The following is a 17,536-nucleotide window of genomic DNA, read 5'->3' as shown; positions in this document are numbered from 1 at the left end:
GCGGCGTGCAAGAGACCGCCAAGCCGCAAGACCCGTGCCGAACCGTGCTGGAGGACGGCCAGGTGATCATTGTGGGGGACAGGGAGTTCCGTGTGGTGGTCAGCGCCCGCCGCCGACGCCTGGCACTCACGGTGGAACGCGACGGTGCTCTTCTCCTGCGGGTTCCGCAGGGGTGCGATGCAGAACGAGCGGAGGACTTTCTGCGCGAGGGGGAGGCGTGGCTGGCTGACAAACTGCGCCTGCGGGCCGAGCACCCGCCCGCCCACCCCGTGCGTGCCTTCCGGGACGGTGAGACGTTCAGCTACCTCGGGCGTGCGTACCGCCTCCGAGTTACGGACGACGGGAATCCCGGCGTTCGGCTGGTTGCCGGGCGGCTGGTGATAGCCGAGCGCGTCGCGCGGGAGCCCGCGGCTGCCAGGCGTGCGCTTATCAGCTGGTACCGGACGAGGGGGCAACTCTGGGCGAAAGGGAGGCTTCAGCCATGGGCCGCTCGCATGGAGGTCCGGGAGCCGGAAATCGCCGTACGTGATGTTGGCAGCCGGTGGGGCACCTACCGGCCGGGCGACGGCGCCCAGGGGACCATGGCGCTGCACTGGGCGCTGTTCCAGCTGCCCGCTCACCTTGTCGACTACGTCATCGCCCACGAACTCGCCCACATCAGGGTCTCCGGACACGGAGCGGACTACTGGGCCTTGCTCCGGCAGGCCATCCCCGAGTGCGAGGAACGCAAGGAGGAGCTGGACGACCTCGGGCGCCGACTGTGGCTCGGAACGATCCGCTGAAACGTCCTGACGCCAGCCGGACGCAGCGGCTCCCGCGCCGACCTCAATGAACTCTCACACCACCCGCGTAGCCCCCGCGAACGGCATCTCGTCGATCGGGGCCACGCGGACCGGAGCCGAGGGGTTGGGGGCGTGGATCATCTGGCCGTTGCCGACGTAGAGGCCGACGTGGCTGATGCCGGAGTAGAAGAAGACCAGGTCCCCGGGGAGCAGTTCGGAGCGTGAGACGCGGCGGCCGGCGTCGATCTGGGCGTAGGTCGTGCGGGGCAGGGAGACCCCGGCGGAGCGGTACGCGGCCTGGATCAGGCCCGAGCAGTCGAAGGCGTTGGGACCCGTGGCGCCCCAGACGTAGGGGCTGCCGAGCTTCTGGTAGGCGTACGAGACGGCCGCCGCGGCACGGGAGTTGGGTGCCGTCGTCGTGGCGGAGCCGGGGGCCTGGAGGGCGTCGCGGCCGGTCGTCGAGGCGCGCGAGGCGCGGTCGGTGCCGCCCTGGGCGAGCCGCGCCCGCTCCTCGGCCGTCAGCCGGGACAGCAACTGCCGCGCCTCGCCCAGCTTGCCGGTGACGGTCTTCTTGTGCCGGTTCAGTTCGGCCTGTCGTGACTGCAGGGAGGCCAGTTCGACGCGGGCGGCGCCGCGCAGTTGCTCGATCTCCCGCAGCTGTCGGCGTACGCGTGCGACAGCGGCCGTCTGCCGGTCGCCGACGCGTTCGGCGAACGCGGCGCCGTCGAGGTACTGGTCGGGGTCGTCGGAGAGGGCGAGTCGCAGCGCGGGGTCGAGGCCGCCCTCCCGGTACTGGGCAGCGGCGTACGAACCGAGCGCGTCCCGGGCGGAGTTGAGCCGGTCCTCCTTGCGGGCCGCCTCGTCCTGCAGCGTGCCCAGCCGTTGCTGCGCCGCTCTCGCCTGCTCCTTCGCGCCGTTGTACTTCTCGGTGGCGACCTCCGCCTCCTGGTACAGCTGGTCCACCTTGGCCTTGACCTGCCCCGGCGTCAGCTGAGGCTCGGCGTGGCCGGTCCCGTCGAGGCCCGTGGCGGTTGCCGCGCCCGCGAGGGCGATCGTCGCCGCCGTGCGGGCCTTGGTGCCGTGGGCCGAGCGTTGTCGGGGCTTGCGGTGCGCTGCCACGTGGACTGCACGTCCTTTCGTACGACTCGGGCGACCGCCGTGTCCGTACGGCCACCGGGCGGACGTACGACCGCCCGGGGCGGCTTACGCGTCCGGCGGCGTCCCGCACAGGGGATGCGGGGCGCCGCCGGACCTTCTCGGCGGTGGTGCTCGGCTGCCGCCCCGGGCCGGAGCGGCGGTGGGGAGCCGGTCACCTGGTGGAGGACGCTAAACCCGGGCGTGTCGGCGTGGTGACGCCTTGTGCGGAAGTGACGACAGGGGAACGCTGGGTGACCGTATGTGATCGTGATCCCGGTTCGGGGCCGTCGTCTTCACGCAGTGCGATGACCGATGCGGCGATTCCGGGGCGGGTGTGAGGGCAGAGGTGCTATGGCGCATATATGCAGTCGCCGTGCGCTCAGGGGCAGGCCCGGTGTCAGGCAGCCCGGAACCCCCTGATTAGGCTCCGGCCCCATGGACGCACTCATCCACCTCTTCGTCGGCCTGCACATCATCGGCATCGCTTCCCTGCTGGGCGGTTTCCTCACCCAGATGAAGGCGATGGGCCAGGGCACCGCACGATTCGTCCCCGCGATGCTGCACGGCGCGCTGACCATGCTGGTCACCGGCGTCATCCTGGTCGGCCTGAACCAGGCCGACGATCAGCCCGTCAACAACATCAAGATCGGCGTGAAGCTGGCCCTGCTGATCGTCATCCTCGGCCTCGTCTATGTGAAACGGGACGACGAGAAGGTGGACAAGGGCATGTTCGGGCTGGTGGGCCTGCTGACCACGGCCAACATCTTCGTCGCCGTGCTCTGGACCTGACGTCCCGCCCCACGCGCGCGTGCCGCTCGAAACAGCCGCACGCGCGCGTGCCCATCGGTCGCCTCGCGGCGCCGGGTGTCAGGCCGGGCGGACGACGCTGTGGATGGAGGACTCGCCGTCGTAGTAGACCGACTCCTCGCGGACGTAGGTGCCCGGCTTCGGCGCGTGGATCATCATGCCGTTGCCGATGTAGAGGCCGACGTGGGTGACGTCGTCGTAGAAGAAGATCAGGTCGCCCGGCCGGGCGGCGGCGATGGAGACCGTCGTGCCGGCGTTGACCTGGTCGTAGGTGGTGCGGGGCAGGCTGACGCCGGCGGCCTTCCACGCGGCCTGGGTCAGGCCCGAGCAGTCGTAGGATTCGGGGCCGGTGGCGCCCCAGACGTACGGCTTGCCGATCTGCGCGCGGGCGAAGGCGAGCGCCTTCTCGGCCTTCGGGGCGTACGAGGAGTCCGACACGGAGGTGTCGGAGCCGGACTCGTTGCCCGCGCCGGCTGAGGATCCGCCGCCGGCCGACTCCTGCTCCTGCTGGGCCGCCTCCTGGCGTCGCTGCTCCTCCGCCTGCTGCTGGGCGAGCTCGGCGGCCTTGCGCTCGGCCTCCTCCTGCTTCTTCTTCTCGATCGCCGCGAGGCGGGCCTTCTCCTCGGCGGTCAGCTCCGACAGCAGTTCACGCGCGTCGGCGAGCTTCTTCTGGACGGTGGTCTTGGCCGTCTGCAGGTCGCTCTGCGACTCGGTGAGCGTCGCCAGGCTCTCGGTGGCCTCCTGGCGCTTCTGCATCGTCGCAGACTGCTCGGTGAAGTACTCGTCGACCGCGTCCTTCTGACGGTTGGTCAGACGACCCATCAGCTGGGTCTGGTCGAAGTAGTCCTGCGGGGAGTCGGCGAGCAGGAAGGTGGCGGTGTCGGGGACGGACGCGCCCGTGCGGTACTGGGCGGCGGCGTAGGTCCCCAGCTCCTCACGGGCCTCGTTGAGCTTCTGCGTGCGCTGGGCGACGTCGTCCAGGAGGGTGTCGACGCGCTTGCGCTGCTTCGCGGTCTTCTCCTTGGCCGCGTTGTACTTCTCGGTCGCGGACTCCGCCTGGCGGTAGAGGTCGTCGACCTTCTTCTCGACCTCTTCGAGACTGGGCTTGTCGTCGGTCGAGGGGGCGGCGTTGGCCGTCTGGGAGAGCAGGGCCACGGAGGTCAGGGCAGCGGTGGCGAGGGCGGGGGTCCGTATGCCTGCTACCCGCGCGCCCGTGGGGCGCGACTTGCGGTGCGACGCCAAAGGAGGCGACTCCTTCCATGTGCCGCCTACCGGGTTAGCTGTCGGGTTCGGGCGGGTGGTTCGGAAGGTTTGCCCTACGATCCGCTCCCGGGAAGGGAGTTGGACCGATTCACCCCAAGTTCGGTTGGGTCCCCGGCTCCGGCTGCCTCAAGGCGCACCGGACTCGGCGGAGGCCGCGCGGCCCGGCGAGGTTCGCCGGTTAGGGTCGTGCGGCCTGATCGGCACGGTAGCCAACTCGTGTGGCCCGTGTGAAGGTTGGTGGGTGATATGCCCGATACATTTTCGTGACCTTTAGTCAGCCATTACGGCACGCGTGAGATCGTGTTCGGACGGTGAGCGCCCGACCGGTGCGGCTGCGGGGTGTCTTGGTCCGTGCGGTCGAGGCCGGGGACGCGCGGGGTTGCCTCGGCCCGCGCGGTCGGGGGCGCCTCGGCCCGGGCGGTCGGGGGCTCTCGGTCCGGGCGGTCGGGGGCGTCTCGGTTCGGGCGGGCTGGTGGTCCGCCGGGGGGCGCGATGTGGGCAGTGGGCCAGTGGATTCCGTAGATTGTCCGCACGTGACTCCCGCCTCTCTCCGCAAGATCGTCGGCCTCCCGGGCGGCGATGTTCTCGGGGTGGCCGCGGGTTGTCAGTGGGGCGCCCTAGACTCGGAGAGCGATGAGCAGCCTCTTTGACGACAGCTTCCTGGCGGACCTCCAGGCCCCGCGGGCCCACGAGGAACCTCCGCCGCCGCCCGAGGACGATCACGCTCCGGAGTCGATTCCGGACGATCTGTTCGGCGGGAAGTTCGACGTGCCCCCGGACCGGGACGCCTACTACCGCGACGGCGCCCCGCGCCCCGCCATGGACTCGGCCGCGCTCCTGGAAGGGCTGAACGAAAACCAGCGCGCCGCCGTCGTCCACTCCGGCTCCCCCCTGCTCATCGTGGCCGGTGCCGGCTCCGGCAAGACGCGCGTCCTCACCCACCGCATCGCCCACCTCCTCGCCGAGCGCGGGGTGCATCCGGGCCAGATCCTCGCGATCACCTTCACCAACAAGGCAGCGGGCGAGATGAAGGAGCGCGTCGAGCAGCTCGTCGGCCCGCGCGCGAACGCGATGTGGGTGATGACCTTCCACAGCGCCTGCGTACGCATCCTGCGCCGGGAGTCCAAGAAGCTCGGCTTCACCTCGTCCTTCTCGATCTACGACGCCGCCGACAGCAAGCGCCTGATGTCCCTGGTCTGCCGCGATCTGGACCTCGACCCCAAGCGCTTCCCGCCCAAGTCCTTCAGCGCCAAGATCAGCAACCTCAAGAACGAGCTGATCGACGAGGAGGACTTCGCCACCCAGGCCGCCGACGGCTTCGAGAAGACCCTCGCCCAGGCATACGCGCTGTACCAGTCACGCCTGCGCGAGGCGAACGCCCTCGACTTCGACGACCTGATCATGACGACGGTCAACCTGCTCCGCGCCTTCCCGGACGTCGCCGAGCACTACCGCCGCCGCTTCCGGCACGTCCTGGTCGACGAGTACCAGGACACCAACCACGCCCAGTACGCCCTCGTCCGCGAGCTCGTCGGCACCGGCGAGCACGACGAAGATGTACCGCCCAGCGAGGGCGACCTCAAGCCCGCCGAGCTGTGCGTGGTGGGTGACGCCGACCAGTCGATCTACGCCTTCCGCGGCGCGACCATCCGCAACATCCTCCAGTTCGAGGAGGACTACCCGGACGCGACGACGATCCTGCTGGAGCAGAACTACCGCTCCACCCAGACGATCCTCACCGCGGCCAACGCGGTCATCGAGCGCAACGAGTCCCGCCGCCCCAAGAACCTGTGGACCAACGCGGGCGCGGGCGCGCGCATCACCGGCTATGTCGCCGACACCGAGCACGACGAGGCGCAGTTCGTCGCCGACGAGATAGACCGCCTCACGGACGCGGGCGAGGCGAAGGCCGGCGACGTCGCCGTCTTCTACCGCACGAACGCCCAGTCCCGCGTCTTCGAAGAGATCTTCATCCGGGTCGGCCTGCCCTACAAGGTCGTCGGCGGCGTCCGCTTCTACGAGCGCAAGGAGGTCCGGGACGTCCTGGCCTACCTGCGGGTGCTGGCCAACCCGGAGGACTCGGTCCCGCTGCGCCGGATCCTCAATGTCCCCAAGCGGGGCATCGGCGACCGCGCGGAGGCGATGATCGACGCGCTCTCCCAGCGCGAGAAGATCAGCTTCCCGCAGGCGCTGAAGCGGGTCGACGAGGCGTACGGCATGGCCGCGCGGTCGACGAACGCCGTCAAGCGGTTCAACACGCTGATGGAGGACCTCCGTACGATCGTCGAGTCCGGGGCCGGCCCGGCGACGATCCTGGAGGCCGTGCTCGAACGCACCGGCTACCTGGCCGAGTTGCAGGCCTCCACCGACCCGCAGGACGAGACCCGGATCGAGAACCTTCAGGAACTCGCCGCCGTCGCCCTGGAGTTCGAACAGGAGCGCGGCGAAGGGGAGGCGGGCACGCTGGCCGACTTCCTGGAGCAGGTCGCGCTGGTCGCCGACTCCGACCAAATCCCCGACGAGGAGGAGGGCGACGGCGTCATCACGCTGATGACCCTGCACACCGCCAAGGGCCTCGAATTCCCGGTCGTCTTCCTCACCGGCATGGAGGACGGCGTCTTCCCGCACATGCGTGCTCTCGGCCAGACCAAGGAGCTGGAGGAGGAGCGCCGCCTGGCGTACGTCGGCATCACACGCGCGCGGGAGCGGCTGTACCTCACGCGGTCGGTGATGCGCAGCGCCTGGGGGCAGCCGCAGTACAATCCGCCGTCCCGTTTCCTGGAGGAGATCCCCGCGGCGCACGTGGACTGGAAGCGGACGGGCGCCTCCGCGGCCCCCGCGGGCCCGGTCTCGGGCGTGGCGGCTTCCCTGTCCTCGTCCCGCTCGCGTTCCTCGGCGTCGGGAGCGTCCGGGTTCGCCACTCGGCGGACGGCCGAGCAGCCGGTGGTCGGGCTGGCGGTGGGGGACCGGGTGACGCACGACCAGTTCGGGCTCGGCACCGTCGTCGGGGTGAAGGGCACGGGCGCCAACGCCGAGGCGACGATCGACTTCGGGGACGCGAAGCCGAAGCGGCTGCTGCTGCGGTATGCGCCGGTGGAGAAGCTGTAGCGGTACGGAAGGGTCCGGGGGCTTCGGGGGTTTCGCGGGTGGGCCCCCGACTGCCGTGTGGGCGGGTTACGACGGGTCGAGCCCGTGGCTGCGCAGCCAGGACAGCGGGTCGACCGCCGCACCGCCGCCGGGGCGCACCTCGAAGTGCAGGTGCGGGCCGGTCGAGTTGCCGGAGTTGCCGGAGTACGCGATCGGGTCGCCGGCCTTGACGGTCGTACCGGAGGCCACCTGGTAGCTGGAGAGGTGGCAGTACCAGGTCTCCGTGCCGTCCATCGCCGTTACGATCATCATGTTGCCGTACGCGCTGTTCCACTCCGTGCGGACCGTGCCGTCGGTCGCGGCCATCACCGTCGTGCCGTACGAGACGGGGAAGTCGATGCCGGTGTGCACGGACATCCAGTTGATGCCGGCCTGGCCGTAGTAGGCGCTGAGTCCGTGCTGCGCGACTGGAAGCGCGAACTTCGGCCGCAGCCGCTCCTTGCGGGCCGCCTCCTCCGCCGCCCGCTTCTTCTCGGCCGCCTGCTGCGCCTTGAGGTCGATGCGCTCCTGCGTACGGCTGACCCGGTCGCCGAAGTCCTGGGCCTCCGCGGTGAGGCTTTCGAGCTGGGTGTTCAGCTGCTGGTTGGCGGCGGATGGTTTCACCGCCGGCGCGTCCGCGGCCGTCGTCGAGGTGTCCTGGTCGTCTCCGGACAAGGTGCCGACGGAGGCGGCCGCGATACCGGCCACGCCCATCACGCACGCCGAGGGCACGGCGACGGTCAGCAGCGCGGAGCGCTTGGCGGGCGTACGGCGACGGGAGCGGGCGGCGCTGCGGGTGGCCGCGCGGCCGGTCGGGGCGGGGGTGACCTCCTCCTGGTCGTCGAGGAGGAAGGGGGCCGCGGCGGCAGTCTCGCCAGTGGTGTCCGGCTCGCCGTCGCCGTGAGTGGCTTCGCCGAGGTCGACCTGCTCGAACGTCGCGGTCGCCTGCTGGTCGAAGGGCTCGGCGTGCTGCGCGAAGTCGCCGGTGTGCGGGTCGAATTCTCCGGTGTGCTGGTCGAACGCCCCGGCCTGCTGGGGGAAGGACTCGGCCTGCTGGTGGAAGGCTTCGGTGTGCTGCTTGTACTCGTCGGGGCTCTGGGCGGTGCCCTGGCCGCCGTCGGAGTTCCACTGCGTGGCGTCGTACGCGCCGGTGTCGAAGGCCTGCGTGCCCCATTCCCACTGCTGGGTCTGGTCGGCCGGGCCGCCCTGCTCGGGCTGGAGCCAGGCACTGGCGTCCCACTGGCCGGTCGCGTCCACCGCGCCGGCCTGCGGCGGGATGAGAGGCAGCTGCTGGTGGTCGGCGGTCCAGGTGGTCGTGTCGTAGGCGCCGGTGTCGTAGGCGGTGTGGGGCTGGGCCGCGTACGGGTCGTAGTTGACGGTTTGATGGCTGCCGGTGGACCACTGGGAGGCGTCGTACGCGCCCGTGCCGTGACCGGTCTGCGAGAGGTCGCCGAAGAGGGGATCGATCTCGAAGGTCGTGGTGGCGCTCGGGGCGGTCGTCGTGGCGTGGCCGCCGGTGTCAAAACCGTTGGCGGGGTAGCCGGCGTATGTGGTGAAGTCGCCGTACGGGGCTTCCTGGGTGCCGTACGACGCATAATGCGCCGAGGCGGCTTCGGAAGCCGGAGCCGGGGTGGTCATGGCCCCCGACGGGTGACGGTCGTTCACCAACTTCTCTTTCGCCTCGACAACAGGGGCTGGCAGAGCAGTGCGGCGACTGTACCCGGCGGTACGCGGGCACGACAATCTTCTGCAGGTTTCGCGCGCGCAGGAAACGGGCATTCGGCCGTGTTTCGGGGGACTGCGGGCACGGGTTTGGGTTTGTGTTCGAAGTTTGTTCGATGTCTACGGCTGCTCCAGGGCGGTGAGTTGGCTGTGTGGCCCCGGTGTGGGCAGGTGGCCAGGGGGTGGCCGGCCGGGGTTGTTGGGTGACGCCCAGGTGGCTGGATGGGGGCCGACGGGGAATGGTCAGGCCACGGTGAGGCCGCCGTTGTGCGTGGCGGACTGGGCACCCTCCGTGGTGCTGTGGTAAGCGCCCTCGAGGGCCTGGTGTATGCCGGACGCCACGGCGGGGTGCACCGGGAGGGCGAGGTGGCCGATGCCGCTGACCCGGACGTTCTGCGCCAGCAGGTCGGGGTGCTCCAGACAGGCTGTCTCCAGCGGGTCCATCAGGTGGTCGAGATCGCTCCAGAAGCTCACGAACCGCGTACGGCAGCCGGGCGCGGGCAGCGCCAGCTCCTCGATGACGGCGGAGCCGGGGCGCATCTGGCGCACTATGGGGTGCGCGTTGGCCAGCGGCGCGACCCGGGTGCCGGAATGGGGCGTACCGAGCGTGACGAGCGTCCGTACGCGGGTGTCGCCGGCGAGTCGCTGCACGTAGTAGCGCGCGATGAGGCCGCCGAGGCTGTGGCCCACGATGTCGACCTGATCGCTGTCCGTGCGTTCGCAGATCTCCTCTATGTGCCGTCCGAGTAGCTTGGCGGCCGTACGGATGTCGCAGGTCAGCGGGGAGTAGTTCAGTGACACGACCTGGTGCCTGCCGTGCTGGGCCAGGGAGCGGCGCAGGAGCAGGAAGACCGAGCGGTTGTCGATGAAGCCGTGCAGCAGGACGACTGGGGGCTTGGTCTCCGTGGGGAGCTGGGCGGCGCCCTCCTGGGCGGGAATCCGGGGCGCCGGCGCACGGCGCTCCTGGATGATGCCGGACGGGTAAAGGATCAGGTGGCCGGCCAGGATCGCGATCTCCAGGGCGGTGGCTTTCAGGAGGGCCAGCGAGAGTCCCGCGAGGTTGCCCGGGATGGGGAGCAGATGCCGGTAGAGCGGGTGAAAGGGCAGTAGCGCCCTGGTGACCTGCGTGACCTTCATGGCCGACCTCCCGTCGGCACACGGTGGACGGCTCTGTCCCGTGTGCGCCCGTGGGAGTCGCGGTGGAGGGTTTACGGGGCGCGAAGGGTGGGGCGTGGCGCTTGGGTGGTGCGGGACGTGCGCTGTGTTTCGAGTGCTTGCGTTTCTTGGTGCTGTGGGGTGCTGCGGGGTGCTGGCAGCGCGCTGCTTATTGGTGCTGAGTGGTGCCGAGTGGTGCGTGGGGTGCAGTTTGTGGCGCGGGTCGCGCGGTGTGGGGGCTCGGTCGCCTGTCTGGTGTTGTGCGGGGTTGCGCCAACGTGTGACGTCTCATGCGCGCTGTGAGGCTGATGTGGTGTTGGTGACGGAATGTGTGTCCTGCGCTACGTGCCGTTGATGCCCTTCGTGCCTGCGTCGATGCGCCTCACCACCCACGGCGCGCGGCCTGCGGCGCGGGGGTGGGGCCACCTCGTTGCGGCTCCCGTTGCGCGGGTTCCATGGAACTCCGCGCGTTCGAATGTGTCCCACTATGTGATTTCCCCCTCGGTCCACAGCGTAAAACTGCCGGTTGCGGCCTGCTGGCGATAACGTTCGTTCACTTCCCCGGTGGGGGTGCGGCCCGGCGAGTGCGCGGTGGCCGTGGGTGCGGGTGGCGCGCCGCGCGTACGGGCATGAGGGATCTGTGCGGTACTTGTCGGTACGGATGGATGAAATCGCTTCATGGAGGCAGTGATGGGTGTGGCAGCCGGTCCGATCCGCGTGGTGGTGGCCAAGCCGGGGCTCGACGGCCACGATCGCGGGGCCAAGGTGATCGCACGGGCGCTGCGGGATGCCGGTATGGAGGTCATCTACACGGGGCTCCACCAGACGCCCGAGCAGATCGTCGACACCGCGATCCAGGAGGACGCCGACGCCATCGGGCTGTCGATCCTTTCCGGGGCGCACAACACGCTCTTCGCCGCCGTGATCGACCTCCTCAAGGAGCGTGACGCGGAGGACATCCTGGTCTTCGGCGGCGGCATCATTCCCGAGGGGGACATCGCGCCGCTGAAGGAGAAGGGTGTCGCCGAGATCTTCACGCCCGGGGCGACGACCGCGTCGATCGTGGAGTGGGTACGGGCGAACGTGCGGCAGCCGGCGGAGGCGTGAGCCTCTGAGGCGGCGCTGCGTTTTCGAGGCGGGGCCACGCGTCGTGGGGTGGTGCTCTGCTGCCGTGACGGGGTGTGGCGCCTGTTTCCGCGGTGGGACAGGCGAGGCCGGGTGTCGTGGTCCACTTCGTCAAGGGTTCAGCTCCTCGGCCATCGCCGCTCGTAGGCGCAAGGTCGTGACCAGGCGCTGGAAGGCCTCGGCCCAGTAGCCGCCAGCTCCTGGTGATGCGTTCTCCGGTTCCTCGGGTACCGCCAGCAGGCCGTCGAGGCGGTTGGCCTCGGACGGGTCTAGGCAGCGTTCGGCCAGGCCCATCACTCCACTGAAACTCCATGGATAACTTCCCGCGTCCCGCGCGATGTTGAGCGCGTCGACGACCGCTCGTCCGAGGGGCGGGGACCACGGCACCGCACACACCCCCAGCAGCTGGAACGCCTCGGACAGGCCGTGCGTGGCGATGAATCCGGCGACCCACTCGGCTCGCTCCTCGGCGCCGAGGGTGTCCAGCAGCTTGGCCCGCTCGGCCAGCGACACCGCGCCGGGGCCGCCGGCCTCCGGGGCCGAGGGCGTGCCGAGCAGGGCGCGGGCCCAGTCGGCGTTCCGCTGTCTGACGGCCGCCCGGCACCACGCGGCGTGCAGTTCGGCCTGCCAGTCGTCGGCCACCGGGAGTGCCACGATCTCCTGCGGCGTACGCCCGCCCAGTCGCGCCTGCCAGGTCGTGAGGGGCGCCGCCTCCACCAACTGGCCGAACCACCAGGAGCGTTCGCCGCGCCCGGCGGGGGCCTTGGCGACCACGCCGTCCCGCTCCATGCTCGCGTCGCATTCATGGGGCGCCTCGACGGAGAGTGTGGGCGTGTCCCCGGTGTGGTCCACGGCCACGCACGCTCCGGCCCGGACCGCCATCCGGGCGGCCAGTGCCGAGCCGGGCAGTGCCGAGAGCAGCTCGGCCGCCGTGGCCCGTACGTTGCGGCTTCGGTCGGCCAGGGCCTGTTCCAGGAACGGCTCGTCGTCGGCGGTGAGGTTCGTACGGAGGGAGTCGAGGAACATCAGGCGGTCCTCGGCCCGTTCAGTGCTCCAGGTCGATGCGAGCAGGTCGCGTGCGCCGATGGGTGCCTGGGCGCGGAATGCGGCCAGGAGGGACACCCGCTCGGCGAACAGGCCCTCGTCCCAGAGCTGCCGCACCTTCTCCGTGTCTTCGAGATGCGGCAGCGTCGTGCCTCCGCCCGGCGTCGCACGCAGGGCGAAGCGCCAGTCCGGGTTGAGGCGGGCCAGCCACAGAGCGCGCGGGCCTGCGAAGGTCAGGACGGCGGGGCGGAGGTCCGTACGACCGCGGGCCGCGTCGAGGAGGGCGGGCAGCGCCTCCGGGGGCGCCGCGTAGTGGTGGGCGTTGGCCAGGGCGAGCCACTGCGGGAGCAGCTCCATGAGGTCGGGTGCCGTGCCTCTGCGGCCGCCGCCGGACGCGCCTGGGCGGTCGGCCAGCAGCAGGGCGAGTCTGCGGGCCGCGGCGGCGGGCAGGGGCGGGCGCGCGTCCTCGGGGGCCGGGTCCGGGCGGGGCGCCGGGCGTGCGGGGCGGAGGCCGGCCCGGCGTCGTACGGTCTCCGCGGCCGCTGCGTCCAGCAGGGCCATCGGTGCTTCCCTGCCCGGTGCGGCGGGCGAGGGCGGCGGCGTGCGCCGGTCCGTGCCGAGCAGGGCGGTGGTGACCAGGTCCTCCCACGCGGTGGCGCCCGCGTGACCGTGGGCGGCGAGGGCGCCCGGTGCGGGCGGGCCCACAGGAGTCGCTGTCCTGTTCACGAGAGTCCTACCTTTCAAGTCGTGGGTCTGATCTGGTCATTCGTAAGATCGGAGGGCCCAGGGGTTCTGGGTATGGCTGTCACGGGAGAGACCGCTCGATGGCTCAAAGGACTTGGCCGCCCGGAGCCCCGCGACGACTCGACCGCCAATTGGGAGACGCGACTTGATCGCTGCTGTAGGACAACGTCGGCGAGGTCGTCTGCGGGATGGACGTGACGGCGAGCTGGCGGAGGGAACGTGCCCGAGATCTGGGCCGGGGTGGACATCGGCAAGGAACACCACCACTGCGTGGTGATCGACGCGGACGGTCAGCGGCTGCTGTCCCGCCGGGTCCTGAACGACGAGACCGAGCTGCTCCAGCTCATCGGCGACGTGTTGGAGATATCCACCGACGTGCTGTGGGCCGTCGACCTCAACCACGGTGGCGCCGCCCTGCTCATCGGCCTGTTGCTCAGCCATGGCCAGCCCATGGCCTACCTCACCGGCCTGGCGGTCCACCGCGCCTCGGCGACCTACAAGGGCGAAGGCAAGACGGATGCCAGGGACGCGTTCGTCATCGCCGACCAGGCCCGTGTCCGCCGCGACCTCGGCCTCCTGCGGCCGGGCGACGAGATCGCCGTCGACCTGCGCACCCTGACCACCCGCCGCTTGGACGTGGTGTTCGACCGCACCCGGCAGATCAACCGCCTGCGGGCTCAGCTGCTGGAGATCTTCCCCGCGTTGGAGCGGTCGCTGGACCTGGTCAACAAGGGCCCGGTGATGCTGCTGACCGGCTACCAGACCCCGGCCGCGATCCGCCGCGCGGGCGCCAAGAGGATCGAGAGCTGGCTGAAGAACCGCAAGGTGCGCGGCGCCGCCACACTCGCGAGGACGGCCGTGGAGGCCGCCCAGGCCCAGCAGACCGCGCTGCCGGGCGAGAAGCTGGCTGCCGCCATGGTGGCCCGCCTGGCGAAGGGGGTGATGGCCCTCGATGAGGAAATCGCCGAGCTCGACGCTCTGATCGAGGCCAAGTTTCGCGAGCACCCGCACGCCGAGGTGATCCGCAGTATGCCCGGCATGGGCACCAAGCTCGGCGCCGAGTTCATCGCCGCGACCGGCGGTGACATGGACGCCTTCGGCAGTGCGGACCGGCTGGCCGGCTTCGCCGGCCTGGCCCCCAGACCCCGTGACTCCGGCCGCGTGAGCGGCAACCTGCGCAGGCCCAGGCGCTATCACCGCGGCCTGCTGCGGAGCATGTACCTCTCGGCGATGGTCAGCATCACAACCTGCCCCGCCTCCAAGGCGTACTACCAGCGCAAGAGGAGTGAGGGGAAGGGGCACAAGCAGGCTCTGCTCGCGCTCGCCCGCCGCAGGCTCAACGTGCTGTGGGCGATGATCCGTGACGGACAGTGCTATCAAGGTTCACCTCCCATCACGGCTGCGGCTTGACATCACGATTGGGAAGTCCTTTCGGCGCGCTGGTCCGCGGTCGGCCGCGATGTAATGGCGGTGACGGCCGAGGCTTGCAGCGGTGGCGGTGATGGCCGGGGCGAATCGCGGTGACGGCCGGGGTTTGCGGCTCTGACGGGCCGGGACGAATCGCATGACGGCCGGGGTTCGCGGCGGTGACGTCTGGGACGAACCGCGGTGATGTCCGGGATGTACGTCGGTCATGGGCGGGGTCAGCACAGCGGTACCGCTGGGGCCGCTCCCTGCGGCCAGGCCGTCAGCGGGGTGAAGCCCTGGTGGCCGCACTCGCCGAAGACCTTGACGGGCGTGCCGCCCGAGAGGGCGACGAGGCGCCAGAGGCCGGGGCGGGAGCGGGCGGCCGGGGTGAGGGGCAGCGCCGCGTCCTCGTCGGCGTCCGCCAGCTGCCAGGAGTCGCCGTCCGGGGTCGGTATGACCCGGTCCAGGGTCACCGGGACCGAGTCGAGCCACGGGTCGGCGCGGAGCGCCTCGCCGTAGTGGGCGGCGGCTTGGGTCGTCGTCATGCCCGGAGGCCGTATCGGCGTCGGTGCGGGCGGCGCGAACTGTTCGCCGAGGGCCGCGCGCGCCTGGCCCGCGCCCGGGTAGGCCGACACCTCTGCCTCCAGGGTCAGGCCGACCGGCAGGGCGAGCTCGGGGGCTCGGCCGGCCGCGCCATAGGAAAGAAGGAGAGCGGTGCGGTCGGAGTCGGCGCCGTACAGCCAGATGCGGCGCGTCGTCAGTCGGGTGTCCGCCGTGTCGTACTGGGCCATGACCAGCCAGCGGTCGCGCACCGGCGGGCCGTCCGCCGAGGCGGGCAGGCCGATACGGGAGCGGACCGTCGCCGCCAGGCTCTCCGGCAGCCGGTCACGGTGCAGCCAGCCCTGGTCGAGGAGGTGGAGCAGAGCGCACTCCTCCAGCAGCCGCACTGGCCACCCCGGACCGGACGCCGGGATCGCACCCAACTCCCTTACCCGCGCTGCCAGTCCGGGCGCCTGGGCGTCGACCATGCGGGCCGCCGTCTCCTCCCACAGCCCGTACCCCGCCTGCTCGGCCGCGGCCAGGCCGCCCCGCAGCAGGTCCGCCAGGCGCTGCTCCAACTCGGTCGCGCCCGCAGTGACCCGCTCGGCGCGGCGCTCTGCCCTGCGCCGCGCCGCCTCCGGATCAGCGGCGGCGGCCGGCGAACCCGCCGTGCCCGGCGTCCGTTTCTCCGCGGCGCGCTGCCGTCGGCCCGCAGTCCACTGCTCGGCCCAGTCCGGCGCCTGACCCGGCGGCACCGCCGCGTCGTCACCCGACCAGAGCAGCAGCAGCCCGAGCGCGTGTTTGCACGGGAACTTGCGGCTCGGACAACTGCATTTGTACGCGGGGCCGGACGCGTCCGCGATGTCGATGACCGTCTGATACGGCTTGCTGCCACTGCCCTTGCACAGTCCCCATACCGTCCCCTCGTCGGAACTCCCCGTCTCGGACCACGGCCCGGCCGCTCCGAGTTTGCTTCCCGCCTTGCGTGACGCGGCGTCAGGCGCCAGTGCCAGCACCTGTTCCGCAGTCCAGCGCACCCCCTGCTGAGTCATGCCATCGAAGGTAGATCCCACCACTGACAATCGCCTCCGCGAGAGTGTTTTCGCAGGTCAGCGAACCAGCGCACCTTTGGTGCGCGCCGGGGGCGTGGTAAATCCCGTGGCGTGCGCCGAAGGTGCTTCCGTCTGCCCTGACGTGGGGTGATGCCGGTCCGGGACGCTGGAGGGGTTCGTTCCGGCCGAAGCCGATGTCTCTGTGATGCCGGTGAGCTCGCAGGTCAGCGTGGCACTGAGGGCCGTCCACGGGAACCGTGGAGTGTTGCTGTGAGCACGTGCGTCAGAATTCCTGTTTCGCCCTGGCCCTCCCGGAACGGTGTACCGGTTGCCGGCTGGGAGGGAGCAGAGCTGTGGACGTGCTGCACGAACGCTGCGCTGGTGTGGACATCAGCAAGAAGGACGCCAAGGTGTGCGTTCGCACGCCGACTGCGAAACGGCGGGGGTCGTTCACCACCGAGACCACGACGTGGGGTTCGACGACGAACGCGGTCCTTGCGCTGCGGGATCACCTGCTCGCCGCCGAGGTCACCCTGGTGGTGATCGAGGCAACCAGCGACTACTGGAAGCCGTTCTACTACCTGCTGTCCGAGGACTTGGCCGTGATCCTGGTCAACGCCCGGCAGGTCAAGAACCTGCCCGGCCGCAAGACCGACGTCTCCGATGCGGCCTGGCTGGCCCAGCTCGGCGCCCACGGCCTGGTCAGGCCGTCGTTCGTGCCCGACCAGCCCGTGCGTGAACTGCGGGACCTGACCCGCGCCCGCACCCAGCTCACCCGCGAGCGCGGCCAGATCGTCCAGCGCCTGGAGAAGCTGCTGGAGGACACCGGGATCAAACTTGCCGCGGTTGCCTCCGACATCATGGGCGTCTCCGGCCGGGCCATGCTGGAGGCTCTCGTCTCGGGCGAACGCGAACCACAGACCCTCGCGGAGCTGGCCAAACGCAAGCTCCGCAACAAGATTCCCGAACTCACCGAGGCCCTGACCGGCCGCTCCCGCGACCATCATGCCTTCCTGGTCCGGCTGCACCTGGACCACTACGACCAGCTCACGGATGCGGTCGGGCAGCTGGATGCGCGGATCGAGGAGGCGATGGCCCCCTTTCGAGGCGCCCTCGACCTGCTCGACACCATCCCCGGGATCAACCGCGCGGTCGCCGAGGTGATCATCGCGGAGACCGGCGGCGACATGGCCCGCTTCGCCTCCGCCCGGCACCTCGCCTCCTGGGCCGGGGTCTGCCCCGGCCACCACGAGTCCGCCGGCCGCACCAAGAACACCAAGGTCCGCCCCGGCAATCCCTACCTGAAGGGAGCACTCGGGCTCGCGGCGTTCGGCGCGGTGAGAACCAAAGACACCTACCTGCAAGCCCGTTACAAGCGGCTCACCGCCCGCCGCGGCCCGCTCAGGGCCCTGGTCGCCGTCGAGCACTCGATCATCACCGCGATCTGGCACATGCTCACCGACCACGTCACCTACCGCGAGCTCGGCGGCGCCTACTTCACCCAGCGCGACCCCGAACGCGCCACCCGCCGCGCGATCAACGCCCTCAACCAGCTCGGCTACACCGTCACCCTCAACCCGCTGGGAACCACAGCCTGACCACCCCACGACCGCCCGGCAGCCCCGGCAGCCC

Annotated in this window: 12 protein-coding genes and 1 riboswitch; of the genes, 6 read left to right on the top strand and 6 right to left on the bottom strand. The window is 70.7% G+C overall.

The annotated features are described in order from the left end of the window. Nucleotides 1-5: 5 nt before the first annotated feature. Nucleotides 6-782, top strand: a complete 777-nt coding sequence (locus I2W78_RS14725) for a M48 family metallopeptidase (protein WP_307783693.1) — start codon at nucleotides 6-8, stop codon at nucleotides 780-782. A 54-nt stretch (nucleotides 783-836) separates the two neighbouring features. Here the strand turns inward: I2W78_RS14725 and I2W78_RS14720 are convergent, their stop codons facing one another. After that, complete coding sequence (locus I2W78_RS14720; RefSeq protein WP_196460210.1) at nucleotides 837-1,901, bottom strand: C40 family peptidase; 1,065 nt, start codon at nucleotides 1,899-1,901, stop codon at nucleotides 837-839. A 453-nt stretch (nucleotides 1,902-2,354) separates the two neighbouring features. Between I2W78_RS14720 and I2W78_RS14715 the strand changes: the two genes are divergently transcribed. Further along, on the top strand, nucleotides 2,355-2,708 hold the full coding sequence (locus I2W78_RS14715) for a hypothetical protein (protein WP_196460208.1): 354 nt from the start codon (nucleotides 2,355-2,357) through the stop codon (nucleotides 2,706-2,708). 78 nt (nucleotides 2,709-2,786) lie between these two features. Here I2W78_RS14715 and I2W78_RS14710 read toward each other — a convergent pair whose 3' ends face one another. Beyond that, the gene (locus tag I2W78_RS14710) at nucleotides 2,787-3,968 is read right to left on the bottom strand and encodes a C40 family peptidase (protein ID WP_196460206.1); all 1,182 of its coding nucleotides are present in this window, start codon (nucleotides 3,966-3,968) and stop codon (nucleotides 2,787-2,789) included. An 8-nt stretch (nucleotides 3,969-3,976) separates the two neighbouring features. Next, nucleotides 3,977-4,147: riboswitch (cyclic di-AMP (ydaO/yuaA leader) on the bottom strand. 475 nt (nucleotides 4,148-4,622) lie between these two features. Between I2W78_RS14710 and pcrA the strand changes: the two genes are divergently transcribed. Continuing rightward, a complete protein-coding gene (gene pcrA / locus I2W78_RS14705; protein WP_196460204.1) occupies nucleotides 4,623-7,097 on the top strand; it encodes a DNA helicase PcrA in 2,475 nt (824 codons plus the stop codon). Nucleotides 7,098-7,163: 66 nt separating this feature from the next. On the opposite strand, the gene I2W78_RS14700 is transcribed toward pcrA, so the two are convergent. Together I2W78_RS14700 and I2W78_RS14695 are read right to left on the bottom strand one after the other, a co-directional pair. Next, nucleotides 7,164-8,894, bottom strand: a complete 1,731-nt coding sequence (locus I2W78_RS14700) for a M23 family metallopeptidase (RefSeq protein ID WP_196460202.1) — start codon at nucleotides 8,892-8,894, stop codon at nucleotides 7,164-7,166. Between the two features lie 186 nt (nucleotides 8,895-9,080). Further along, complete coding sequence (locus tag I2W78_RS14695; protein WP_196460200.1) at nucleotides 9,081-9,974, bottom strand: esterase/lipase family protein; 894 nt, start codon at nucleotides 9,972-9,974, stop codon at nucleotides 9,081-9,083. Between the two features lie 708 nt (nucleotides 9,975-10,682). Here I2W78_RS14695 and I2W78_RS14690 point away from each other — a divergent pair. Continuing rightward, complete coding sequence (locus tag I2W78_RS14690; protein ID WP_196460198.1) at nucleotides 10,683-11,099, top strand: cobalamin B12-binding domain-containing protein; 417 nt, start codon at nucleotides 10,683-10,685, stop codon at nucleotides 11,097-11,099. A gap of 129 nt (nucleotides 11,100-11,228) precedes the next feature. Here I2W78_RS14690 and I2W78_RS14685 read toward each other — a convergent pair whose 3' ends face one another. Continuing rightward, nucleotides 11,229-12,887 (bottom strand): DUF5691 domain-containing protein, encoded by a 1,659-nt coding sequence (locus I2W78_RS14685; RefSeq protein ID WP_374222668.1) that lies wholly within the window; start codon nucleotides 12,885-12,887, stop codon nucleotides 11,229-11,231. Nucleotides 12,888-13,124: 237 nt separating this feature from the next. On the opposite strand from I2W78_RS14685, the gene I2W78_RS14680 reads away from it, so the two are divergent. Next, nucleotides 13,125-14,315, top strand: coding sequence for an IS110 family transposase (locus tag I2W78_RS14680; RefSeq protein ID WP_307783691.1), 1,191 nt, complete (start codon nucleotides 13,125-13,127; stop codon nucleotides 14,313-14,315). Between the two features lie 233 nt (nucleotides 14,316-14,548). Here I2W78_RS14680 and I2W78_RS14675 read toward each other — a convergent pair whose 3' ends face one another. Beyond that, nucleotides 14,549-15,904, bottom strand: a complete 1,356-nt coding sequence (locus I2W78_RS14675; protein ID WP_196460196.1) for an SWIM zinc finger family protein — start codon at nucleotides 15,902-15,904, stop codon at nucleotides 14,549-14,551. 353 nt (nucleotides 15,905-16,257) lie between these two features. On the opposite strand from I2W78_RS14675, the gene I2W78_RS14670 reads away from it, so the two are divergent. Continuing rightward, nucleotides 16,258-17,502, top strand: coding sequence for an IS110 family transposase (locus I2W78_RS14670; RefSeq protein WP_196460194.1), 1,245 nt, complete (start codon nucleotides 16,258-16,260; stop codon nucleotides 17,500-17,502). Nucleotides 17,503-17,536: the final 34 nt, after the last annotated feature.

Source organism: Streptomyces spinoverrucosus (genome assembly GCF_015712165.1).
Lineage (GTDB): Bacteria > Actinomycetota > Actinomycetes > Streptomycetales > Streptomycetaceae > Streptomyces > Streptomyces spinoverrucosus_A.
This window is presented reverse-complemented; position numbering and strand designations above follow the sequence as displayed.